A 21,389-nucleotide genomic window follows, 5' to 3' on the forward strand; every position below is an offset into this window, starting at 1 on the left:
TCCCTACGCTTTGTAGGGGTGACGACAATGCGTCGAGCGCAAGCGAGACAAAACCGGTCTCAGGAGACGACAGTCTCCTATCTGACTCATTGCGGGGCAGCGGCGGCCTTCAGGCCGGAGCAACTCACAATGCGTCGAGCGCAAGCGAGACAAAACCGGTCTCAGGAGACGACAGTCTCCTATCTGACTCATTGCGAGGCAGCCCCGGGCTTCAGACCGGTGCAACTGACAAAGCGACACTCCCCCGCGACGCTCGTTTGCCGATCAATCGCTGCAATCTGCCAGCCGTCGTCCTTGGCGGCCTGACCTATCAGCAATACCCCAGCCCCTTGTTGATTGACGGCGTTGCCGAATTGCACAGCGATTTGTTCCGGCGCCTCAATGCGGCCACGCCGGAAGCGCGGGCCGACGTCTTTCGCGATTACCTGACCATCCATTTCCAGCTCGAGTGGCCGGAGGAAATGGGATTCACCGGGCACAAGAAAAGCCGGGCCAAGGCCAATTACATCAGGATGATTCGTGGCTGGAGCTTCGATTCGGACAGCCGCGAAGGCGCCGTGCTCAAAGGCTGGGTCGAGTCACGCTTTGGCCTGATGCCGCGCTATCACGGCCAGCCGTTGCGCGACCCGGCGGGGGAGGGCTATCAGCGCTACCAGGAAATGCGCTCGCACGGCCTGTACGGCACCAGCGCGCTCGAGGCCCAGCTCGACCTGCTGTACACCTTCAGTCAGTTCGAACTGGCCCAACGTCATCATGGCGCCCGGCATGTCACGCTCTATCGCGGCGTCAATCGCCTGGCCGATCATGAGGTGCTGGCCAAGGGGCAGGGCGGGCAGCACGTCGTCCTGCTCAACAACCTCAATTCATTCACCTGCAGCCGCGACCGCGCCTGCGAATTCGGCGACTACATACTTGAGGTCAATATTCCGCTGACCAAGATCTTCTTCCAGTGCGGCCTGCTGCCCGGGGTGCTGCAGGGGGAGGATGAGTTTCTGGTGATCGGTGGCGTCGTCGATGTCACGTTGTCGACAATTTGACGCCTTGTCTGTTGTCAGCTACCTCCTCACCGGGCACAAAGCAGAGAGAGAAACAGGCGCCGCGAGGCGCCTGTTCTTTTTTGACGGCGTTGTAGCTAGGCACTGACAGCCTCCCGCAAATTTCAATTTTGGCCGTTTTTTCCCGTTGACCGTGGAAGTTGTCCGGCGCGGCTGCCGGGCAAAATTTGCTCGCTGAGCAGGCCGGTCATGGCGTGCCGCCTTGTCGATCGATCGCGCTCGGCACGCTGAAAAGCACCCCATCTAAACCAAAGTCTAATAGCCGCCCTCTTTCTTCCCTTGTAACTTTAGCCACATGCGGAATCTCGATATTTTTCAATTTGCCGTGTGACCCTGGCGACAGAGATCGCTTTGATTCGGGAAGTGCGGGATCCCCAATCCTGCTACAAAGAAGGAGACATTGATGGCTGTACTAAACAGAATGGACTGGTATGACCTGGCCAGGACCACGAACTGGACCCCCACGTATGTGACGGAAGATGAGCTGTTTCCGCCGCTCATGTCAGGCAATTTCGGTCTACCGCAAAACGCCTGGGAGAAATACGACGAGCCCTACAAGCAGACCTACCCGGAATACGTGAAGGTTCAGCGCGACAAGGATGCCGGCGCCTATTCGGTCAAGGCGGCGCTCGAACGCAGCCGCATTTTCGAAAATGCCGATCCGGGCTGGAAGTCGGTCATGAAGGCCCACTACGGCGCCATCGCCCGCGGCGAATACGCCGCCGCCAGTGCCGAGGCGCGCATGATGCGCTTCTCCAAGGCGCCGGGCATGCGCAACATGTCCACGCTGGGCTGTCTGGATGAAATCCGTCACGGCCAGATGCAGCTCTACTTCCCGCACGAACACGTTTCGAAGGACCGCCAGATGGACTGGGCCTTCAAGGCCTACGACACCAACGAGTGGGGCATGATCGCAGCGCGTCACTTCTTCGACGACATCATGATGACGCGGGATGCGATCAGTGTCTCCATCATGCTGACCTTCAGCTTCGAGACCGGTTTCACCAACATGCAGTTCCTCGGCCTGGCCGCTGACGCCGCCGAAGCTGGTGACCACACCTTCGCCAACCTGATTTCCAGCATCCAGACCGACGAATCCCGTCATGCCCAGATCGGTGGCCCGGCGCTCAAGATTCTGATCGAGAACGGCCAGAAGGCCGAAGCGCAAAAGCGCGTCGATATCGCCGTCTGGGGTGCCTGGAAGCTGTTCTCGGTGCTGACCGGTCCGATCATGGACTACTACACGCCGCTCGAGCATCGCAAACAGTCGTTCAAGGAATTCATGGAGGAATGGATCGTCGCCCAGTTCGAGCGCGCCCTGACCGACATGGGCCTCGATCTGCCCTGGTACTGGGACATCTTCCTCAAGGACATCGCCGAAACCCACCACGGCATGCACATGGGCTCCTACTTCTGGCGCCCCACCGTGTGGTGGAACCCGGCTGCCGGCGTCACCCCGGACGAGCGGGCCTGGCTCGAAGAGAAATACCCCGGCTGGAACGACACCTGGGGCCAGTGCTGGGACGTCATCATCGACAACGTGGTCGACGGCAACATGGCCATGGCCTACCCGGAAACCCTGCCTTACGTCTGCAACATGTGCCAGCTGCCGATTCTCGGCACGCCGGGCAAGGGGTGGAACGTCAAGGATTACCCGCTGGAATACAACGGCCGCCTCTATCACTTCGGCTCCGAAGTCGACCGCTGGTGCTTCCAGCAAGAGCCGGAGCGCTATGCCGGCCACCTGAGCATTGTCGACCGTTTCCTGGCCGGCATGATCCAGCCGATGGACCTCGGCGGCGCGCTCGCCTACATGAACCTCGCGCCGGGCGAATGCGGCGACGACGCCCACAACTATGCCTGGGCCGAGGTTTACCGCGCCCTGCGGGCAGAGAAAAAGGCCAGCTGATCGCAGCTGCCATGCAAGCCGGCGTCTGCGGACGCCGCTTCCAGAGAACAAAGGAGATTCAAGAAATGGCGTTGTTTCCAATTACATCCAACTTCGAAGGCGATTTCGTGCTGCAACTGGTCGCGGTCGACAGCGAAAACACCATGGACGAGGTGGCTGCGGCTGCAGCCGTGCATTCGGTTGGCCGGCGTGTCCGGGCGCGTCCGGGTTACCTCATGCGGGTCCGCCGTCAGGGTAGCGAGGAGTTTCTGCCGCGCACCATGCGTGTTTCCGAATCCGGCCTGAAGCCGACGGAGACCGTCGAAATCATCTGGGAGGCACCCAAGCACTGAGTGCTTGCGGCGTCGCCACGCGAAACAGGAATCATCAGGAGTCAGGAATGGGTTTCACAAAGGTATGCACGCTCGACGACATCTGGGAAGGGGAAATGGAGTCCTTCGAGGTCAATGGCCAGGAAATCGTGCTGGTCTGTGCCGAAGGGGGCGACATCAAGGCTTTCCAGGGTATGTGCCCGCATCAGGATATTTCCCTGAGCGAAGGGAGCTTTGATGGCAAGAAGATCATTTGTCGGGCTCACCTGTGGCAGTTCAACGCCTGCAATGGCAAGGGCATCAATCCCGATGACTGCGCCCTGGCCGAATATCCGGTCAAGGTCGATGGGGATGATGTCCTGGTCAAGACGGAAGGCATCGAACCTTTGTTTGCCCATACCTGACCGTGCTTCCTTCACTTATTAAAGGATGAATCGCATGGGTATTTTGAATTGGCTGGGGAGCTTACTGGGCGGCGGACAAGCGCAGCCGGAACTGGCTTGCCCTTCCGGACTGGCCAGCAGTATTGGTGCGCCGGACTTGAAAGAAATCGAGGAGAAAAAAATGAGCACGACAAGTTCCGCGCAGGCCTATCACAACAATCTGGTCGGGCCGGTCATGCGCGCCGGTGACCTCGCCATGGCGGTCATCGAGGCGGCCAAAATCGACAACCCGGGCAAGGAAGTCTTTGTCGATGACAAGCGCGCCTATATCCGCATCCACACCGATCACGAGATGGTGCTGCACCGCGCCACCATTGAGGACGAGCTCGGCCGCCCGTTCAAGATGAACGACCTGGAAGTGGACCTGAGTTCCTTCGCCGGCCAGATCGAAAGCGGTGACAACTCGATCCGCTTCTATTTTGCGAAAAAGATGTAAGGGCAGGCCAAACGCAACACCGGCCAGCTAACACCAAAAAATCAAGGAGACAAGAATGTCGGAAGTTCAAGTACTGAAGCCGCTCAAGACCTGGAGCCATCTCGCCGCCCGCCGTCGCAAGCCGAGCGAATACGAGATCGTCAGCGCCAATCTGCACTACAACGACAAGCGGCCCGACTCGCCCTACGAGCTGTCGCCCACCATGTTCATGAACGAGTGGTACAAGAAGAACACCTTCGGTACCGCCCTCAAGCACCCGGACTGGAATGCCTTCCGCGACCCGGAAGAGGTCGTCTACCGCACCTACAACATGATGCAGGATGGCCAGGAAACCTACGTCTTCGGCCTCTTCGACCAGTTCAATCAGCGTGAACACGACACCGCCCTCGACCCGCGCTGGGCCGGTACGCTGGCCCGTTTCTATACGCCCTCCCGCTACCTGTTTCACACCATCCAGATGGCTTCGGCCTACGTCGGGCAGGTCTCGCCGGCCAGCACCATCACCAACTGCCATTATTTCCAGATGGCCGACAGCCTGCGCTGGCTCAGCCACACCGCCTACCGCACCAAGGAGCTGTCAATCGCCTTCCCCGACAAGGGTTTTGCGGTGGACGAGCGCACCTACTGGGAAACCGATCCGGTCTGGCAAGGCTTCCGCGAGCTCATGGAAAAGGCGATGACCGTTTGGGATTGGGGCGAGGCGATTGTCGTCCTCAACCTGGTCGCCAAGCCGGCAATCGATGAAGCCGTGCTGCGCAAACTCGGCGAATCCGCCCGCCACAATGGTGACACCCTGCTCGGGCTGGTCACCGATGCCCAGTTGATCGATTCGGCGCGTCATCGCCGGTGGATTTCAGCCTTCGTCAAGATGGCGCTAGAAACCCCGGGCAACCTCGAACTGATGCAGGGCTGGATCGCCAAATGGGAGCCGCTGGCCGACAAGGCCATCGATGCCTATTGCTCGACCCTGCCCGACGTGGCGGGCGGTGCTGGAGCAGCCAAGGCGGCAACGCGCGACTTCCGTCGTTCGCTCGGCCTGTAATCGTCAAGCAACCAGAGTTTGGCCTGCGCCGGCAGGCGCCGGCCAAACTCGACCTTCACATTGGCGCAGCCATGACCAATCCAACAATCCGAAATGAAAAAGACGGCTCTGTCTGCGAGCAGGAGGATGGCGACACCATCCTGCGGGCAGCATTGCGCGCCGGGCTGGGCTTGTCGTACGAGTGCAACTCGGGCGGCTGCGGCGGTTGCAAGTTCGAGCTCGTTGATGGCGAAATCGAGACGCTGTGGGCCGATGCGCCGGGCCTGACCGAGCGTGATCGCAAACGCGGTCGCCATCTCGCCTGCCAGTGCCGGGCTCTTGGTCCAGTGACCATCAAGGCAGCGACGGCGCCAGAATACAAGCCGAAGGTTCTGCCCAAACGACAGCGCGCCCACTTGATCGGCACGCGGGATATCACGCACGACATCCGCGAATTCCGCTTTCGTTCGGAGGACGATGCCGAGTTCCTGCCCGGCCAGTTCGCCATGCTCGATCTGCCCGGCATCGCTTCCTCGCGTGCCTATTCCTTGTCGAACACGGCCAATGAAAAGCGTGAGTGGCATTTCCAGATTCGCCGCGTCCTGCATGGCCACGGCACCCACGTACTTTTCGAGAAACTGGCCGAGGGTGACGAGATCGGCCTCGATGGCCCCTACGGCGTCGCCTACCTGCGCACCGAATCGCCGCGCGACATGGTCTGCGTGGCGGGGGGCTCCGGCCTGGCGCCGATGATCTCGCTGGCCCGCGGGGCCGCCGAGGCCGGGTTGCTGGCCGACCGAAAGCTGTATTTCTTCTACGGCGCGCGAACGCCTCGCGATGTCTGCGGCGAGGAAATGCTGCGCGTCCTCGCCGGCTTCGGCGACCGGATTGTTTATATCCCGGTCGTATCGCTGCCCGGTGACAACGGCGACTGGCATGGCGAGACCGGTTTCGTCCATGACGTCGTTGCCCGTGCCCTGCCAGCCGAGCTGGCCAGCTACGAGTTCTATTTCGCCGGGCCGCCGCCGATGACCCAAGCCTTGCAGGAACTGCTCATGGTCGACCACAAGGTGCCTTTCGAGCATATCCATTTCGACCGCTTCTTTTGACGTGCGCTTCATACCGCTAACACCGGGGATTCAACTGTTTCACATTCCAACAACAGAGGAGATGACGGGGATGACGACAAGAAAAATTGTTGTATCGGCGCTGGTTTCGGCGCTGGCTGGAGGGCCTCAACTGGCCCAGGCGACCGATGTTTTTCGCCTGGAAGGTTTCGGCGCCGTATCGCGCGCCATGGGCGGCACTGCCGTCGCCCATGACGTCGGCCCGGCCGGCATGATGACCAATCCGGCCACGCTGTCGCTGATGCCGGATGGAGATCAGGCGATGGTTGGCCTCGATCTGGTGACGACCGATATCAAGGTCACGAACAAGGCAACCGGCGAAAGCGTTTCTTCCGATACCCATTCCAATAACCGGGGCCCCTACATGGCACCCGAGGCGGCCTACACCAAGCGGATCGGGGGCTGGTCATTCGGCGTCGGCGCTTTCGCCCAGGGCGGGTTGGGTACTGAGTACGGAAATAACAGTTTCCTGTCCAGCGCCACCGGCGGGCTGGCTACCGGGCTCGACAATTCGAGCCGCTTGCTGGTGCTGAACATTCCGTTTGCTGCCAGCTTTCAGGTTACCGATAAGCTGACTATTGGCGGCAGCGTCGATGCGATGTGGCAGGGTCTCAACCTCGATTTGCTGCTTGGCGCTGATCAAGTCGGTAGCCTGATCGGTGCCGGACGGGCCACTGGTTCGCTGGTGGGTGCCTTGGGCGGCCTGCCGGACCTGCGCGGAGCGCATTTCAGTCTGACCAAGGACAAGTTTTTGGCCAGCGGTGTCGATGCCTGGGGCTATGGTGGCAAATTGGGGATGATCTACCGGGCCACGCCGGAAACCATATTGGGCGCCTCCTACACGATCAAGAGCCAGATGAACGACATGGAAGGTCGGGCAACGCTGACGGCCATCGACGGTATCGCCGGCCAAATCGCCTTTGCCGGGAAAATCCAGATCACGGATTTCCAGATGCCCTCCCATCTCGATCTGGGTGTCAGCCATCGCCTGACCCCGCAATGGACAGTCGCCGCCGACATTTCACGGGTCTTCTGGAAAGACGTGATGAAGGACATCAAGGTTGCCTTTGTTGCCGATGCCGGGGGCGACATCAACATCCTCTTGCCGCAGGACTACAAGGACCAGACGATTCTTTCCTTGGGCGCAGCTTATGAAGTCAACGACAGTCTGACGGTGCGCGGGGGCTTGCGTTTCGCCAGCCAGGCCTTGTCTTCCTCCACCCTGTTCGCGGTTATTCCGGCAACCCCGAAAAAGCATCTTTCGGCCGGCTTTACCTACGCGTTCTCGAAACAGAGCAAGCTTGATTTCGCCTATTCCCATGCTTTCAAGGAAACCATGGACAACACGAGTTTGCCGAATACCTCGGCCCCGATCGAGGTAACGCACGCCCAGAACAACGCAACCATAAACTTCCGCTACAGCTTCTAACGGTTTACCCATCCTCCGATGGTTTTTGGCGAGTTTTTAACTCGCCTTTTTTGCTTTCTGGTCAAGGCTGCAGTTCCCGTCTGAAACCGCGATGGAAAGACATTGCCAACTTTTTTGCTCGTATAGTCGAGAAATGGCTAGGTGCACCATCTCGTGCCGGCCATGAACGTGGATTCTGGAGTGTGGATGAGAACTGAATTTCTGGCTCAGGACGAAAGCCTGCAAGCCTCCGTAAAAGGCGTGATGCTGGCTGCCGACGACAGCACAGAGGTGCGCCGGCAGAAGCTGGCGCGCGTCATTCTCGATGCCATGTACCAGTTTCTTGGGCTGCTTGACGTCAATGGCACCGTGCTTGAGATCAACAAGGCGGCATTGGAGGGGGCGGGCGTCTGCCTTGACGATGTGGTCGGAAAGCCTTTCTGGGAGGCCCGTTGGTGGGCGGTTTCCGAGGATTCGAGCAAGCGTGTTCGGGAGATGGTCGAGCAGGCCAGGCGGGGCGAATTCGTGCGCTGCGATGTCGAGGTCTATGGGGATCTTCACGGGGAAAAAACGATCTTCGTCGACTTTTCGCTGACTCCGATTTACGACGACGAGGGGCGTGTCGCCTTCCTGCTGCCCGAGGGCAGGAACATCACTGAAAAGATCGCCATCGAAGCCGAGCTGACGCGCAAGAACGGTGAGTTGCAGTTGGCGCTCGAAAAGCTGCGCGAAATCGATGGTTTCAAAACGAAATTCTTCGCCAATGTCAGCCACGAACTGCGCACGCCGCTGGCCCTGATTCTCGGGCCGGTCGATCAACTTCTCAAGGAAGCCACGCAGTCGGGTGAGCGCGAACGCTTCCGGCTGACGACCATCAAGCGCAATGCCCAGTCCCTGCTGCATCAGGTCAACGATCTGCTCGACCTGGCGCGTATCGACGCGCAGCAAATGCCTTTGGCCTACGTCTGCGCCAATGTCAGCGCCATGCTGCGGGATGTCGCGGCCAGCTTTGCTGCGGCGGCCGAAGAACGCTCGATTTCCTTGCTGATCGAAGGGGCGGATGAACTCTACGCCGACGTCGACCGGGCCAAATTGGCGCGCGTCCTGGCCAATCTGCTCTCCAACGCCTTCAAATTCACGCCAGCCGGCGGCCGTATTTGCTGTTCGATCACGCGCGTGGCGAATCGGCGATTTTTGCTGAGCGTGCAGGACAACGGGCCGGGTGTGCCACCGCAAATGAAGGAGCAGATTTTTTCCCGCTTCGCTCAGGGGCAGGATGGCCTGTCGGGCAGTGGCAGCGGCCTCGGTCTCAACATCGTCAAGGAATTTGTCGAACTGCATTTCGGCACGGTGGTGGCCCTCGATGCACCAGGTGGCGGGGCGATCTTCCAGGTCGAAATGCCGATGCGCGCCCCGAAAGGCGTCTTTGTCCGTGAAAGCAATGAAGAGACTGGCCTGGGCGCTTACCAGCCCATCGATTTCGGCGATCCGCAGAGTCAGCCGGCCCGGGATGACAAGCCGGGCGTTTGCCGGATTCTTGTCGTCGAGGACAACCCGGACCTGCGCCATTTTCTCTACGACGTACTGATCGACGACTACAACGTCACGCTGGCCGAGAACGGTGCAATCGCACTTTCATCGGCGCTGGAGAATCCGCCGGATCTGGTCATCACCGATCTGATGATGCCGTACTTCGATGGCGAGCAATTCGTCAGGGCGCTCCGGGCCAGCGAGCGTTTCCCGAATGTTCCCGTGCTCGTCCTCTCGGCCCGCGCCGACGATGCGCTGCGCGAGACGCTGCTTGACGAGCTGGTCCAGGATTACCTGACCAAACCCTTTTCGCCGCAGGAATTGCGAGCCCGCGTCCGCAATCTGGTCATGGTCAAACGCACCGTCGACATTCTTCAAAAGGAGCTCAATTCCCAAGCTTCCGACGTTTGCGAATTGACCGCCGGTCTCGTCTCCAGCCGAAAATCCCTGCAGGATGGCCTGGTCGCCTTGCAGATATCGGAGCGCCGCTGGCAGGGACTTTACAAAAACACGGCGGTCGGCATCGCCCTGGCTGACAGGGAGGGGCGGATATTGAAGGCCAACCCGGCCTTGCAGCGCATGCTCGGCTACGACGAGGCCGATATCGTTGGCGTCTCGTTCGTCGATATTTCCGAAGAATCCCAACGTGCAATGACCAAGCAAAACGTTGACGGCCTGTTCGACGGCGTTATCGACAACTATCACGTGCAGAAGCGCTATGAAAAAAGGAGCGGCGGCTTCCTCTGGGTCAATGTCAGCGTCTCGCTGATCCCTGCCGTTGACCGTGAGGGGCCCCGGCTGGCCGTTATCGTTGAAGACGTCACCTCGCGCAAACAGGCCGAGACCTCGCTGGCCGTCACTCAGGCAGAGCTGGCCAGGGTGGCGCGTTTCACGACCATGGGGGAACTGGTCGCCTCCATCGCCCACGAAGTCAATCAACCGCTCTCGGCCATCGCCACCAATAGCCAGGCGGCGCTGCGCTGGCTGGCTCGGGAGACGCCCGACCTCGACGAGGTGGTCGCCGCCCTCCGCCGGGTCAACCGCGATGCCTGCCTGGCCGGCGAGGTCATCACCCGCATCCGGAGTTTCCTCCGCATGGGCGGCATCAAGCGCGAAGTGCTCGACGTCAAAAGCATGCTCGGCGACTTGCTGCAGATGCTGCAAACCATGCTGCTCGAATCCGGCGTCGAGGTTGACGTCGCGATTGCGCCTGACTTGCCGGTCGTGCATGCCGACCTCGTTCAGTTGCAGCAGGTCATGCTCAATCTGGTCGTCAATGCCGTCGATGCCATGCGTCATCAGCCGGTAGCCGAGCGTGTTCTGAGCATTTCAGTCACGGACCATCCGCAGGAAGGGGCGTTATTCAAATTCAGCGACACCGGGCCCGGCATTCCGCCCGACATGAAAGAGAAGATTTTCGACGCCCTGTTCTCGACCAAACGCGACGGTCTGGGCATGGGCCTGGCGATCAGCCGCTCAATCATCGAAAACCACGGCGGCCGACTTCGCTTGGAAGCAGCGGCCCGTGGTGCAAACTTCGTCTTCAACATTCCGATCAGCCAATGACTGCCAGCCTGACTTCGCAACTTCCCATCGTCTATGTCGTTGACGACGACGCCTCCGTTCGTGAATCACTGAGCAGTCTGATTCGCTCGGTGGGAATGGCCGTCGAGGTCTTCGCCTCGCCCTTCGATTTCCTGGCCAAGGACAAGCTCAGCGATTTCGCCTGCCTCGTCCTCGACGTCCGCATGCCGGGCCTGGACGGGCTGGCGCTGCAGGAAAGAATCGCCGAGCTGGGCGTCGAGATACCGATCATCTTCATTACCGGCCACGGCGATGTGCCGCTGGCGGTCCGCGCCATGAAGGCGGGCGCCATTGATTTCCTGAACAAGCCGTTCGATGACACCGATCTGCTGAAAGCCATCGCCGTCGCCTTGTCGCGGGTCAGCGCTAAGGTCAATGAGCGGTCCGAACAGGCCGATTTATGCCAGCGTTTCGACGCCCTGACGCCGCGCGAAAAACAGATCATGTTCGCCGTTGCCCAAGGCAAGCAGAACAAAGCCATCGCCTATGACTTGTCGGTGACGGAAAGCACCGTCAAAGTGCACAAACACAACGTGATGAGCAAGATGAACCTGCGCTCCGTCGCCGAGTTGACGCTGGCCATTCAGCAGCTAAAAAGCGTCGGCAAGAAAGCCCCGGCGGGCTAAAGAATCGGGAGCGGGCGACTACGGCCAGAATGTAATTTCAATTTTGGTCATTTTTTTCGGTTGACCGTGGCAATCACAAAACAACCGGGTCGCTGACCACGCCGGCCGTTGCCAGCCTTTCAATTTCTTCCGCCGACAGGCCGAGCGCGGCGAGGCGTTCGCGCGAGTGTTCGCCGAGCAGCGGGGGCGGGCTCTGGATGGCGCCGGGGGTGCGCGAGAGGCGGGGGGCGGGGGTGGGTTGCCGGACGCCGGCGACGTCGGCGAAGGCTTGGCGGGCGACGTTGTGCGGGTGGGATGGGGCGTCGGCCATGCTGAGGACGGGCCAGACGCAGTCGTCGGTGTCGTCGAACAGGGCGGTCCAATGGTCGCGCGGCTGGGCCTTGAAAATGGCCGTCAGGCGGTCCTTCATGACCAGCCAGCGCGTCGTGTCGTATTGCTTGCCGCTGAAGTCGGGGTCGCCGACGAGGCCGAGGCGTTCGACGAAGGTCTTGTAGAACTGCGGTTCGAGCGGGCAGACGCTGATCCACTCGCCGTCGGCGCATTGATAGACATCGTAGAACGGGGCGCTCGAGTCGATGGCGCACTCGCCTTTCCATTCGCCTAGCGCTTCGAGGTTGAACAGGCCGTGGGCGAGGAGGGCGGCGCCTTCGCTCATGGCGGCGTCGATGACCTGGCCTTTGCCGGAGCGTTGCGTTTCGATCAGGGCGCAGGCGATGCCCCAGGCCAGCATGAGGCCGCCGCCGCCCATGTCGCCGACCAGCGTCGGCGGTGCCCACGGTGCGCCGCCGTGGTGGCGGCCGGTGTCGAGCACGCCGGCAATCGCCGCGTAGTTGGCGTCGTGGCCGGCGCGCGGGGCGAGCGGGCCGGTCTGGCCCCAGCCGGTCATGCGGCCGTAGATCAGGCGTGGATTGCGGGCCAGACATTCGTCCGGGCCGAAGCCGAGGCGCTCCATGACGCCGGGGCGGAAGCCCTCGATCAGCACGTCGGCACCTTCAATCAGCTTGAAAACGAGCGCCTTGGCTTCCGGGTGCTTGAGGTCGATGCACAGCGATTTCTTACCACGATTGGCTACCGCCTTGCGCCCGCCGCCGAACAGTTGCGAGGCAAAGGTGCCGCCGGCGCGCTCAAGCAGCGTGACCTCGGCGCCCATGTCGGCAAGCAGCATGCCGCAGAACGGCCCGGGGCCGATGCCGGCGAATTCAACGACCTTGATGCCGGCCAAGGGGCCGCGGGATGGGTTTTGAGTGGTGGTTGGCATGGTTTTGGCGAGAAGCTGATTCGGATGGAGGAAGAACATATCACCCAATGGGCATGGGCTGCGTGCGGGGCGGTGGCGTTTTTCTCCTCCCCCTTTATGGCCCGCAGGGCCGGTATCCTCTGGGCAAGGGGGAGGTCGGGATAAGCAGAGACTTGGCCGCCGTTGTTTGGCGGCTTAGTCGGTTGCTTAGTGGCTTCATCAGGGGGATGGGTGAAAGCTTCGTTCCTCTTGCAATGGTCCTGCTGTTTTAAACCCATCCCCACCCCAGCCCTCCCCTTGAAGGGGAGGGAGTCGCGATCGTCTGCAGTGTAGGTCGTGCACCGAAAAACACTGTCGCAAACATGACAATCCGTTTCCCGTGTGCCCGGAAAGGCAGGCCAGATCGGGAAGTGCATTCAGGCGTGGAATTTGCTGAATAGGGCTACACCCCCTTTCAGAGCATACAAAATGACCCCAGAACTGCGCGAAAAACTGCTGGCCGGCCTCAAGGATGGCAGCATCGTTCCCTACCTTGGCCCTGGCGTTTTGGCCGATGTGAAAAATGCGGCGACCGGCGCGCCGATTCCGGCCGACAGCGATTCGCTGATCTACGCCATGAACGACGGCAAGCCGATGGCGCCGAAGCTCATGTACGAATTCCCGCGTGCTGCCATGAACGTCGAACTCAAACGCGGCCGCAGCGCCGTCACCAAGTTCCTCAACCGCACCTACGGCGAAACCGCCTGGACGCGCGGCGCCGTGCATGACTGGCTCAAGGGCATCGCCCCGCATTACGTCATCGACATCAACCGCGACACGCAGTTGCAGGACTCCTACGCCGACGTCCCGCACAACCTGATCGTCGGCATCGCGCGCCTCGGCGGCACCGATTTCCGCTACAAACTGTATTTCTGGGATGGCGTCGCCTACCAGAAGACTGAGGTCATCAACGCCGCCCTGCCCATTCTCTACAAGCCGATGGGTACGCCGAAGCCGGAAGCCAACTACATCGCCTCCGACGCTGACTACGTCGATTTCATCACCGAACTCATGGGCGGTTTCTCGATCCCGCCGGAAGTCAAGGAACTGCGCAAGGGCAAGCAATACCTGTTCATGGGCCTGCGCATGAACCGCGACACTGAGCGCATGGTGTTGTCCGATGTCATCTACGCCGCCGCCGAACCGGCCGGCTGGGCGCTTATCGCTAACCCGACCGACAAGGAACGCCGCTTCTGCAAGAAGCAGAAACTTGAAGTGATCGAAGCCGACGTCTTCGACCTGATCGGTGCAGCGATTGCCGCCTGATAGGCAGCCTAATTCATTCAATCCACCAAGGAAGCAGCATGTCGCTTGACCGTTACGAACCCCTCTTCTTCAACGCCAACTTCAAGGAAGCCGCCAGCTCCGGTGGCCTCGTCGCCTATCGCGGCGAGCTCGTCCTCAAGGAAGGCGAAGTGGCCGATGCCAATGGTCGCCGCAAGCCGCCGACGGAAGTCCTCAAGCAGGCCGTCCTGCTCGGCGATGCCGGCGGCCTCAAGCTGGTTGCCGGTTCGCTCGACGAACTGCAGCAATACCCGCTGGTCGTTGAAAAGTTTGGCGCTGAATTCAATGCCGGAACGATTGCCGTCTTCTTCACGGTCAATATCCCCCTGGGCTTCAAAACGACCACCAACGGCGCAACCGTCGCCTTCATCCCGCTCGTTCAGGGCATGGTGTGGACCGAGTTGAGCGATCTGGTGGCGCTCGACAAGGGCGATTTCAAGGGTCTGAGCGCTGCCGACAAGGTCGTGACCGTCTTTGACGCGCTCAAGAGCTTCAAATTCAAGCTCGCCGAGAACAGCGTCGACGAAGCCCTGAAGACGACCAACAACGCCAAGCGCGAGACGCACGGAGCCATCTGATGGCCTGGGACGAAGCCCGTCATGCGCTGGGCGTCCCCGAAATGGACGACACCCATCGCGAATTCGTCGAGCTGGCCTATGCTTTGCTCGTCGCGTCCGACGAGGACTTCCCGGCGCTCTTCGTTCGTCTGCACGAGCACACCCGCCAGCATTTCGAGCACGAAGGCAAGCTCATGAAGTCTTGCCGTTTTCCCGCCATTGGTGAGCACAACAGCGAGCACCTGCGGGTCCTCGGTGAACTGGCCCACTTCGCTCGCGGCGTGGCAGCCGGCCGGCTGGGAACGGCGCGTGAATACGTGCGCAACCTGCCAACCTGGTTCGCCGGTCACCTGGCGACGATGGATTCGGCCCTGGCGGGGTGTTTGAAAAAGGCGTGATGGCGGACCGCGTCGCGCCCAAGTTTGCCGTCTGCCCGAGTGCCGAACTGGCCGACGGCGAGCACCGCAAACTGACCCTGACTTTCGAAGGGCGGGAGGAAGAATGCCTGCTCCTGCGCTTCGAAGGGCAGGTTTACGCCTACATCAACCTCTGCGTGCACATGCCGCGCCGGCTTGATGGCGAGGAACCGCAAGTTTTCGACCATACGGGACGCTACCTGCGCTGCTCAATGCACGGCATCGTCTATACCCCGCAAACCGGCGCCTCGGTCAGCGCCATGTGCGAAGGCGAACGCCTGCGGGCGGTGGATAGCTACGAGGATGGAGGGGAAGTTGGGATTGCCGATTTTCGGGTGAGCGCCATTGGTGCCTCCGTCAATTAAGCGCGTCGCGCCCGCGCAAGAAACCGTGGTCCCCTGTTATTTATCCCAAACCGCGATAGCGCACGGTTCCACGGTCAACCGGAAATATGGATCAAAATTGAACATTGAAGCCTTGGCTGGACGCAGATCAGCTATTGGGAAGCGTCCAGCTGAGCTTGCCGGCTTCAATCCTTTGCCACCACCGTGTCGTACAACCCGTAGTGACTCAAGCCCTCGTGACTCTCGATACCTGTGTAGCGTAGCGATGCATCTTCATAGCGACGGAAGGCAAAGACGGCCTGGTTCATCTGCTCGGTGTTGAAAACCTTGAGGCGGACAAGCAGGTGGAAATCCTGCACCGTCAGCCCGGTAACGGCCAAAAATAAGTCCGGTTCCAGCTTGGTGATGACATCCCGCAGCGTGTTCTCGCGGAAGTCGGTGAGGTACATGAAGGCCGGAATGCGGGTAGCGAACTTGATCAGCTTTTCCTGAACCAGCTTGCGCTTGGACTTGTATTCCTTCTCCTCGGCGGTGAGCTCCTTCTTCTCCTTGGCTGTCAGCTCGCCATCCCCGGCTTTGTTCTTGAGTTCCTTGACCTTTTCGCTCTTGTTGATGATGGTCTCGATGATCTTGTCGCCCAGCGCGCGCCAGCCCTCGATGCGTTCCACGGCCGCCATCGCCTCGGCGTTGTCCATGATGCGCCGGAGCGTGTCGTTATCCACGTTCACCAGCAACGCGCTTTCCCACTTGCGCGCCAGCAGCGTGGCCGAGGTGCCCGCCATCGCAATGTCGAGAATGCCGCCGGCGTCGATCTGCGTCATGTTCGCGCCGTCGTAGGCCAGCACGGGCAGGAAGGAGACGAGTTCCTTGACCGCGTTCTCCGGGTTCGACTCATTCGGCGACAGGCCGATCCCATATTCCGAAAGCTGCCGCAGGGCACGCGTCGGCGCAAAATCGAACACGAAGCACACCGGCTTGAGGATTTCTTCCTCGCTCGGGTTGTCGCCGTTTGGGTTCTTGATCGACCACGGCGACTGCACGCGAAATGCCGCCTGAAAATAAGTCTCCGGCGATTTGAGATTGCGCAGCATCAGGATGGACGACCACTGCGCCACGGTGACACCGGTAGTCAGTTTGCCGCACGACAGCGTGATGGTCTTGCTCTCAAACCCGCTGCCTATGGCCTGGCGCACGGGCGGCAAGGCATCCAGGCCAATGCCCGCCGACGCGCCAGCCGCAACCAGCACATCGTAGTAATGCCAGAAAGTGTTGTGCTTTTCCGCCAGCAAATTGGCCATCGCATGGCAGGCCGCGACGTTGGGCAGGAACCAGAACGAATGTTGCAGGTAAGGCAGCAGGCGCACGTCGGAATACGGAAACGGCGGCCGCGTGCCCGTCTTCAGATGCTCGACCGATTTTTGCGCGTACCCCCCGCGAATGATGTCCAGCCACTTCTGCACATCGCTCTTGTGCTTGAACTGCGCAGCACTTCCTGAACCCGATGCCTCGAAAAAAGCGTTGAGATCGAATTCGTCAAACTCTCCGGCGCTGGCAATGGCCACCAGCTCGTCCGGCATCTGGTAGGTCAGCAGCCGCATCTGCGGCAACGCCCCATAGGGATTGCGCTGACCGGGGTTTTCCAAGGCAAACGTCTCCTTGGCGCGCTGTTCATCGGTATAGGTCCAGTTGAAAATCTGTTCCTCGATAAACTCGCCAGTCGCCAGCGCCTTGAACGGCGTGCCGGAAAGGTAGAGGTACGCCTGGGTGGTAATAGGCAGGAACTCGGTTTCCTTCTCCGAGAGCACGGTGAGGTCTTCATTCATGTCCTCCAGCCCGCCGGCGTATTCGAGCTTGGCCTCCTTCTTGGCGACGGTCTCCTCCTCGCCCTCGAACAGCTCCTTCGCCGTCTCGCGCCAGGCCCCGAAATGGTATTCGTCGAAGACCACCAAGTCCCAATTCACCGCATGTATCCACTCGTTTTTGGGCTTGATGTTCCCCGCCGTATCGCGGCCAAGCAAATCCTGAAAGGAGCCGAAATAGACGACTGGCTGGTTGCGGTCAATCTGCGTCGGGTCGCCCCCGGATGCCTTGGACAGATACTGCCAGCCGTTGAAGTCCACGTGACTCTCAAGGTCCGTCTGCCAGGCATCCTCCACCGCCGGCTTGAAGGTAACGACCAGCACGCGTTTCGCGCCGAGCTTCCGGGCCAATTGGTAGGCGGTGAAAGTCTTGCCGAAACGCATCTTCGCATTCCACAGAAAACGTGGCGCGGCGTTCCGGTTCTCGGCCCAGATCGACTGGTAATAATCGAAAGTCTTGTCGACCGCCTCGGCCTGCTCGCGGCGCATCGGGAAAGCTTCGTGATGCGTCCCCGTGAACCGCTGGCCCGACCGCAGTTCGGCCAGCACAGTCTGCACGTCCTCGACCACACAGCGCATCCACTCCAGTTCGACGTTCTCGAAGCCCTTTCGGGCCAGCGCTGCACGCACTTCGTGATCGCTGAAAATACTGCCATCGTCACGCTCGGCGGCTTCGTCGAGTTCGATCCGGTAATTCTTGATGGCGGCCGTCTTGAGCTGCTCGGCGACGCGCTGCTTCACATTACGCGTCGTCTGCCCGACCTTGAGAAGACCCTGATGCGCCACATCGGCAATCGAGTAGGCGTAAATGCGGGGGCGAGCTTCCGGCCTGGGCGTCAGGATTTCTTCGATGCTCTTACTCATCGCCATCCACATCCAACACCTTGGGTACCGAACCCGGCGGCAGGAAATTTTCACCCGTCACCACACTACGCCCGGTCTTGTCTTCCAGCGCCTGTCTCGCCTTTTTGGCGATTGTGCCGCCTTTGCGGCCCGCCTCGGCATTTTCGGCCACGCCGGTAGCGTCGATACTTTCAGCAATCTGGCGTGTGGAAAGCTCAGCCAGCGCAGTAAAAATCAGCTCCGCTTCGTTCATGTGGTCACGCAGGTTTTGGCTTTTCAACCCCTTCAAATCCTTGTGTTGCTTGACCGACACCCCGCTCCACTCCTGATGAATCAGGTTGGTCAACATGGCGTATTCCCTTTCGCCCGTAACCGCGTGATCCCTCCAGTAATCGGTCAGCTTGTTGCGGGTTCCTCAACAGACTTGGGATCAAGACTGGACTGACGAGACTCTCTACAAAAAGTACGGCATCACGAACGACGAAATCGCCTTCATCAACAGCATGATCCGCCCGATGGGAGCGGGTGATGAATAAGGAACAAGCGTTGGCGGTTTTCGAGGATTTCAACATCCGCCGCATTTACGATGAGGCGTCGGAAACCTGGTTTTTCTCGGTGATCGATGTGGTGGCGGCCTTGACCGACAGCGCCAATGCTCGGGACTACTGGTTCAAGATGAAAATCCGCGTCAAGACGGAGGGCGGGCTTGAACTGTCGACAGTTTGTCGACAGTTGAAAATGCGCGCGCCCGACGGAAAGATGCGCCAGACCGACTGCGCCGATGTCGAGGCTTTGTTGCGCATCATCCAGTCCATCCCCTCGCCCAGGGCGGAGCCTTTCAAGCAATGGCTGGCCAGGGTGGGTTACGAGCGCATCCAGGACATGAACGACCCGGCGCGTTCTCTGGATCGCGCCCGCGAATTTTGGCAACAGCATGGCCGCAGCGAGAAGTGGATTCAGCAGCGAATGATGGGTCAGGAAACCTTCAGCACTGAAGGCTGACGAACCGGTGAGAACGTCAAAGCGGAAGTCGCGCCGCTGGAACTTGCCCTTGCCGAGATAGCCCCATTCCGCAAAGGTGATCGGCTGGCCATCGCTGTTGCGCATCGTCAAAGCGTCGCCGTGGACGAGGTTCCGGGAAAGGACGTAAAAGGCGGCCTGATATAGGTCGTCCGACTCATCGATATTCAGGTAGTCGGAGAGAATTCCCAGCACGTTGGCTCGGCACTCGACAATGTTGTCCGCCAACAGCTCGATGCCGTAGATGCACATCAGCCCAAGCAGTGCATAGTGCCGTCGCTCGAAGTCCGATTTGCCGTACTTGAGTTCGACCGCAGCGAGCTTGCGTTGCAGCACCCGAACGAGAAAATTCCCGCTGCCGCAGGCCGGCTCCAGGAAGCGGGAGTCGATGCGCTCGGTTTCATCCTTCACGAGGTCGAGCATGGCATCGACCATCCACGCTGGGGTGAATACCTCGCCGTGATCGGCAACGCGTTTTCGGGACTTGATCAGACTCATAGGCAAAGGGCTTCGGGCTGCGATAGGCAAGAATCTTGGCATTATGCCTCATGCCTCCGAGTGCCCCGATGCTGTTAAGAGGCTTGACGGCTCTTGTTGCGAGATAGAGCAAGGAGGTAATTGGCCGATGCCACCCTGATGACAGCTTCATTGTCTCTGTGCCAATCTGCTGAGGCGTCAGATATTTGCTGACCACCGTCCATGAGCAACGATGGTCAGTTCAGGTCATATTTCGCCCTCAAGCTTCCGCTGTCAGCTTTTCCAGCAACAGTGGTTTGACCTGGGCCAGCCAGGTGGTGATGCGCTCGTCGGTGAACATGCCTTGGGTGCGCTGGTCGATGAGCAGGCCGATGAAACGGCCGTCGACTTCGGCGGCGGAGTGGTCGTAGGTGTAGCCATCGGTCGGCCAGTCGCCGATGATCTCGGCGCCCCAGCCCTTGAACTTCTCGACCAGTGCGAACAGCGAGCTGCAGAAGCGGTCGGCGTAGCGTTCCTGGGCGCCGAGGCCGAAGAAGGCGATGCGTTTGCCGCTGAAGTCCACGTCGGCCGGGAGCAGGGCGAGGAATTCTTCCCAGTTCGGCTCGAAGCAGCCGGACGAGGCGCCCTTGCCGGGGATTTCGCCGATGCCGTAGCTCGGCGTGCCGAGGATCAGCGCGTCGTATTTGAGCATGTCTTCCGGGGTGATGCGGTTGACGTTGACCGGCTTGTCGCAGACGTCGTCGCCGAGTTGTTTCTGCATTTTCTTGGCGATCAGGCGGGTGGTGCCGGTTTCGGTGCCAAAAAATAGTCCGATTTTATTCATGGTTTTTCCTGGATGGGGTTTGAAAGTTGAAAGGTGCGGACTTGGCACGGCCGTTGCGAAGATGGGTAAAAGCAGGCTGCCGACGTCGACTTTGCGACAGGGCAGCAGACCCAACCCCAACGGAGTTCGCCATGAGTGCCACCACCATTGATTGCAAGGGACAGATCGTCAGCCTGGGCGACAAGGTCCGCGTTCTCGAAGTCAGCGTCGATCCCGGGCTGGATGAGGACGATCTGGATATGTTCCGGGACATGGTCGGCGCCATCTGCGACATCGAGCGTATCGATGGCGAAGGCGCCGCCTGGGTGGCGCTGTGGTGGAATGGCGACGAGGGGACCATCCTGACCCAGGTTGGCTTGGCGCCAAGGCAGATGGAAAGGGTGGCGGCCTGAGCCGCCTTTAACCGACTCATTCGTCGATTTCCGCCGCGCTGTAGTTTTTCAGCCGCTTCTCGGCCGAGACGCCGAGAACCTTGAGCAGCCAGGGCGGCGGCGATTCGACCATGGCTACCTGGAAGGGCTGGAGGATGTCGAGCGCCGGCCCACCATCGGGGATCTTGATCGGGTAGATGTCGGCGCGGATGACCTTGGCGGCAGCCGGGCCGCCAATCGAGACGACGTAGCAGACGTGACAATCGCCGATCAGCTTGGCGCGCCAGAGGTTCTTGTCTTCGGCGAACTCGGCATCCATGGTGTCGCGGATATCGACGAGGCGGATTTCGGTCGGCGATACCTGATAAACGAGAAAACGCAGGCAGGAGCCGAAGTGGCCGGAGAGCAGGTCGCCCTTGTCCGAAGCGATGGCAATGCGCACCGAGCCGGGCATTTCGCCGTCCTCGTAGGACTCGATGCGGGGCAGCGAATCGTCGCCCTGCGTTTCACCCCACAGGATGCGCACGGCCAGTTTCATGGCCTCGAGGCCGATGCCGATATCTTCGCCATCCTCCTCGCCGTCGGCGCTGGCAAAGCCGGTTTTGAGCATGGTTACCGTCGTCTGGCGCAGCTTTTCCTCGTCGATGTCCTCGCCGAGCCGGCGTTGCA

21 protein-coding genes are annotated in these 21,389 nt (G+C 60.4%); 16 read left to right on the plus strand and 5 right to left on the minus strand.

Annotated features, from left to right (window positions below; all coding sequences use genetic code 11):
* Window positions 1-257: 257 nt before the first annotated feature.
* The 10 genes from ADADOO_RS04705 to ADADOO_RS04750 all read left to right on the plus strand — a co-directional run bounded on the left by ADADOO_RS04705 (window position 258) and on the right by ADADOO_RS04750 (window position 11,450).
* Complete coding sequence (locus ADADOO_RS04705) at window positions 258-1,037, plus strand: NAD(+)--dinitrogen-reductase ADP-D-ribosyltransferase (RefSeq protein ID WP_511275443.1); 780 nt, start codon at window positions 258-260, stop codon at window positions 1,035-1,037.
* A 421-nt stretch (window positions 1,038-1,458) separates the two neighbouring features.
* Entirely contained in the window at window positions 1,459-2,964 is a 1,506-nt protein-coding gene (locus tag ADADOO_RS04710) for an aromatic/alkene/methane monooxygenase hydroxylase/oxygenase subunit alpha (protein ID WP_511275445.1), read from the plus strand.
* Between the two features lie 65 nt (window positions 2,965-3,029).
* The gene (locus ADADOO_RS04715) at window positions 3,030-3,296 is read left to right on the plus strand and encodes a toluene-4-monooxygenase system B family protein (RefSeq protein WP_332357988.1); all 267 of its coding nucleotides are present in this window, start codon (window positions 3,030-3,032) and stop codon (window positions 3,294-3,296) included.
* 47 nt (window positions 3,297-3,343) lie between these two features.
* Entirely contained in the window at window positions 3,344-3,679 is a 336-nt protein-coding gene (locus tag ADADOO_RS04720) for a monooxygenase system ferredoxin subunit (RefSeq protein ID WP_511275447.1), read from the plus strand.
* A gap of 34 nt (window positions 3,680-3,713) precedes the next feature.
* On the plus strand, window positions 3,714-4,154 hold the full coding sequence (locus tag ADADOO_RS04725; protein ID WP_511275449.1) for an MmoB/DmpM family protein: 441 nt from the start codon (window positions 3,714-3,716) through the stop codon (window positions 4,152-4,154).
* A 55-nt stretch (window positions 4,155-4,209) separates the two neighbouring features.
* On the plus strand, window positions 4,210-5,196 hold the full coding sequence (locus tag ADADOO_RS04730; protein ID WP_511275450.1) for an aromatic/alkene monooxygenase hydroxylase subunit beta: 987 nt from the start codon (window positions 4,210-4,212) through the stop codon (window positions 5,194-5,196).
* 71 nt (window positions 5,197-5,267) lie between these two features.
* Window positions 5,268-6,284 carry a 2Fe-2S iron-sulfur cluster-binding protein gene (locus ADADOO_RS04735; protein WP_511275451.1) on the plus strand — a complete coding sequence of 339 codons (1,017 nt, stop codon included), beginning with the start codon at window positions 5,268-5,270 and terminating at the stop codon, window positions 6,282-6,284.
* Window positions 6,285-6,354: 70 nt separating this feature from the next.
* Window positions 6,355-7,731 (plus strand): OmpP1/FadL family transporter, encoded by a 1,377-nt coding sequence (locus ADADOO_RS04740; protein WP_511275453.1) that lies wholly within the window; start codon window positions 6,355-6,357, stop codon window positions 7,729-7,731.
* 186 nt (window positions 7,732-7,917) lie between these two features.
* Window positions 7,918-10,806 carry an ATP-binding protein gene (locus tag ADADOO_RS04745; RefSeq protein WP_511275454.1) on the plus strand — a complete coding sequence of 963 codons (2,889 nt, stop codon included), beginning with the start codon at window positions 7,918-7,920 and terminating at the stop codon, window positions 10,804-10,806.
* The gene (locus tag ADADOO_RS04750) at window positions 10,803-11,450 is read left to right on the plus strand and encodes a response regulator transcription factor (protein ID WP_511275456.1); all 648 of its coding nucleotides are present in this window, start codon (window positions 10,803-10,805) and stop codon (window positions 11,448-11,450) included. Before ADADOO_RS04745 ends, ADADOO_RS04750 begins: the two co-directional genes overlap by 4 nt.
* Before the next feature lie 73 nt (window positions 11,451-11,523).
* Here ADADOO_RS04750 and ADADOO_RS04755 read toward each other — a convergent pair whose 3' ends face one another.
* Window positions 11,524-12,708 (minus strand): CaiB/BaiF CoA transferase family protein, encoded by a 1,185-nt coding sequence (locus ADADOO_RS04755; protein WP_511275458.1) that lies wholly within the window; start codon window positions 12,706-12,708, stop codon window positions 11,524-11,526.
* A 447-nt stretch (window positions 12,709-13,155) separates the two neighbouring features.
* Here ADADOO_RS04755 and ADADOO_RS04760 point away from each other — a divergent pair, with 447 nt between their 5' ends.
* The 4 genes from ADADOO_RS04760 to ADADOO_RS04775 are packed head-to-tail and all read left to right on the plus strand — an operon-like array spanning window position 13,156 to window position 15,348.
* A complete protein-coding gene (locus tag ADADOO_RS04760; protein WP_494647827.1) occupies window positions 13,156-13,992 on the plus strand; it encodes an SIR2 family protein in 837 nt (278 codons plus the stop codon).
* A 38-nt stretch (window positions 13,993-14,030) separates the two neighbouring features.
* Complete coding sequence (locus ADADOO_RS04765) at window positions 14,031-14,588, plus strand: hypothetical protein (protein ID WP_511275460.1); 558 nt, start codon at window positions 14,031-14,033, stop codon at window positions 14,586-14,588.
* Window positions 14,588-14,965, plus strand: coding sequence for a bacteriohemerythrin (locus ADADOO_RS04770; protein ID WP_511275462.1), 378 nt, complete (start codon window positions 14,588-14,590; stop codon window positions 14,963-14,965). The genes ADADOO_RS04765 and ADADOO_RS04770 overlap by 1 nt, the downstream gene beginning before the upstream one ends.
* Window positions 14,965-15,348: a Rieske (2Fe-2S) protein gene (locus ADADOO_RS04775; protein ID WP_511275464.1), complete on the plus strand. Its 384-nt coding sequence runs from the start codon at window positions 14,965-14,967 to the stop codon at window positions 15,346-15,348. Before ADADOO_RS04770 ends, ADADOO_RS04775 begins: the two co-directional genes overlap by 1 nt.
* 164 nt (window positions 15,349-15,512) lie before the next feature.
* Here ADADOO_RS04775 and ADADOO_RS04780 read toward each other — a convergent pair whose 3' ends face one another.
* Both ADADOO_RS04780 and ADADOO_RS04785 read right to left on the minus strand, forming a co-directional pair.
* The gene (locus tag ADADOO_RS04780) at window positions 15,513-18,062 is read right to left on the minus strand and encodes a DEAD/DEAH box helicase family protein (RefSeq protein ID WP_511275466.1); all 2,550 of its coding nucleotides are present in this window, start codon (window positions 18,060-18,062) and stop codon (window positions 15,513-15,515) included.
* Window positions 18,043-18,378: a hypothetical protein gene (locus tag ADADOO_RS04785; RefSeq protein WP_511275468.1), complete on the minus strand. Its 336-nt coding sequence runs from the start codon at window positions 18,376-18,378 to the stop codon at window positions 18,043-18,045. Before ADADOO_RS04785 ends, ADADOO_RS04780 begins: the two co-directional genes overlap by 20 nt.
* Before the next feature lie 179 nt (window positions 18,379-18,557).
* On the opposite strand from ADADOO_RS04785, the gene ADADOO_RS04790 reads away from it, so the two are divergent.
* Entirely contained in the window at window positions 18,558-19,031 is a 474-nt protein-coding gene (locus ADADOO_RS04790) for a BRO-N domain-containing protein (protein ID WP_511275469.1), read from the plus strand.
* Window positions 19,032-19,785: 754 nt separating this feature from the next.
* Here ADADOO_RS04790 and ADADOO_RS04795 read toward each other — a convergent pair.
* Window positions 19,786-20,349, minus strand: a complete 564-nt coding sequence (locus ADADOO_RS04795) for a flavodoxin (protein ID WP_511275471.1) — start codon at window positions 20,347-20,349, stop codon at window positions 19,786-19,788.
* Window positions 20,350-20,480: 131 nt separating this feature from the next.
* Between ADADOO_RS04795 and ADADOO_RS04800 the strand changes: the two genes are divergently transcribed.
* Window positions 20,481-20,741, plus strand: coding sequence for a hypothetical protein (locus tag ADADOO_RS04800; RefSeq protein ID WP_511275473.1), 261 nt, complete (start codon window positions 20,481-20,483; stop codon window positions 20,739-20,741).
* Between the two features lie 16 nt (window positions 20,742-20,757).
* Here ADADOO_RS04800 and ADADOO_RS04805 read toward each other — a convergent pair.
* Window positions 20,758-21,389: dinitrogenase iron-molybdenum cofactor biosynthesis protein (locus ADADOO_RS04805; protein WP_511275475.1), on the minus strand; the 632-nt coding region annotated here is incomplete at its 5' end.

It is taken from the genome of Azonexus sp. (genome assembly GCF_036170495.1).
Taxonomy (GTDB): domain Bacteria; phylum Pseudomonadota; class Gammaproteobacteria; order Burkholderiales; family Rhodocyclaceae; genus Azonexus.

What these genes read in the sequence shown, in the direction of transcription:
- ADADOO_RS04775 (WP_511275464.1), top strand. Translation starts at nt 14,965, where the DNA reads ATGGCGGACCGCGTCGCGCCCAAGTTTGCCGTCTGCCCGAGTGCCGAA.
- ADADOO_RS04770 (WP_511275462.1), top strand. Translation starts at nt 14,588, where the DNA reads ATGGCCTGGGACGAAGCCCGTCATGCGCTGGGCGTCCCCGAAATGGAC.
- ADADOO_RS04790 (WP_511275469.1), top strand. Translation starts at nt 18,558, where the DNA reads ATGAATAAGGAACAAGCGTTGGCGGTTTTCGAGGATTTCAACATCCGC.
- ADADOO_RS04755 (WP_511275458.1), bottom strand. Translation starts at nt 12,708, where the DNA reads ATGCCAACCACCACTCAAAACCCATCCCGCGGCCCCTTGGCCGGCATC.
- ADADOO_RS04735 (WP_511275451.1), top strand. Translation starts at nt 5,268, where the DNA reads ATGACCAATCCAACAATCCGAAATGAAAAAGACGGCTCTGTCTGCGAG.
- ADADOO_RS04795 (WP_511275471.1), bottom strand. Translation starts at nt 20,349, where the DNA reads ATGAATAAAATCGGACTATTTTTTGGCACCGAAACCGGCACCACCCGC.
- ADADOO_RS04785 (WP_511275468.1), bottom strand. Translation starts at nt 18,378, where the DNA reads ATGTTGACCAACCTGATTCATCAGGAGTGGAGCGGGGTGTCGGTCAAG.
- ADADOO_RS04750 (WP_511275456.1), top strand. Translation starts at nt 10,803, where the DNA reads ATGACTGCCAGCCTGACTTCGCAACTTCCCATCGTCTATGTCGTTGAC.
- ADADOO_RS04760 (WP_494647827.1), top strand. Translation starts at nt 13,156, where the DNA reads ATGACCCCAGAACTGCGCGAAAAACTGCTGGCCGGCCTCAAGGATGGC.
- ADADOO_RS04780 (WP_511275466.1), bottom strand. Translation starts at nt 18,062, where the DNA reads ATGTGGATGGCGATGAGTAAGAGCATCGAAGAAATCCTGACGCCCAGG.
- ADADOO_RS04765 (WP_511275460.1), top strand. Translation starts at nt 14,031, where the DNA reads ATGTCGCTTGACCGTTACGAACCCCTCTTCTTCAACGCCAACTTCAAG.
- ADADOO_RS04715 (WP_332357988.1), top strand. Translation starts at nt 3,030, where the DNA reads ATGGCGTTGTTTCCAATTACATCCAACTTCGAAGGCGATTTCGTGCTG.
- ADADOO_RS04725 (WP_511275449.1), top strand. Translation starts at nt 3,714, where the DNA reads ATGGGTATTTTGAATTGGCTGGGGAGCTTACTGGGCGGCGGACAAGCG.
- ADADOO_RS04710 (WP_511275445.1), top strand. Translation starts at nt 1,459, where the DNA reads ATGGCTGTACTAAACAGAATGGACTGGTATGACCTGGCCAGGACCACG.
- ADADOO_RS04740 (WP_511275453.1), top strand. Translation starts at nt 6,355, where the DNA reads ATGACGACAAGAAAAATTGTTGTATCGGCGCTGGTTTCGGCGCTGGCT.
- ADADOO_RS04720 (WP_511275447.1), top strand. Translation starts at nt 3,344, where the DNA reads ATGGGTTTCACAAAGGTATGCACGCTCGACGACATCTGGGAAGGGGAA.
- ADADOO_RS04745 (WP_511275454.1), top strand. Translation starts at nt 7,918, where the DNA reads ATGAGAACTGAATTTCTGGCTCAGGACGAAAGCCTGCAAGCCTCCGTA.
- ADADOO_RS04730 (WP_511275450.1), top strand. Translation starts at nt 4,210, where the DNA reads ATGTCGGAAGTTCAAGTACTGAAGCCGCTCAAGACCTGGAGCCATCTC.
- ADADOO_RS04800 (WP_511275473.1), top strand. Translation starts at nt 20,481, where the DNA reads ATGAGTGCCACCACCATTGATTGCAAGGGACAGATCGTCAGCCTGGGC.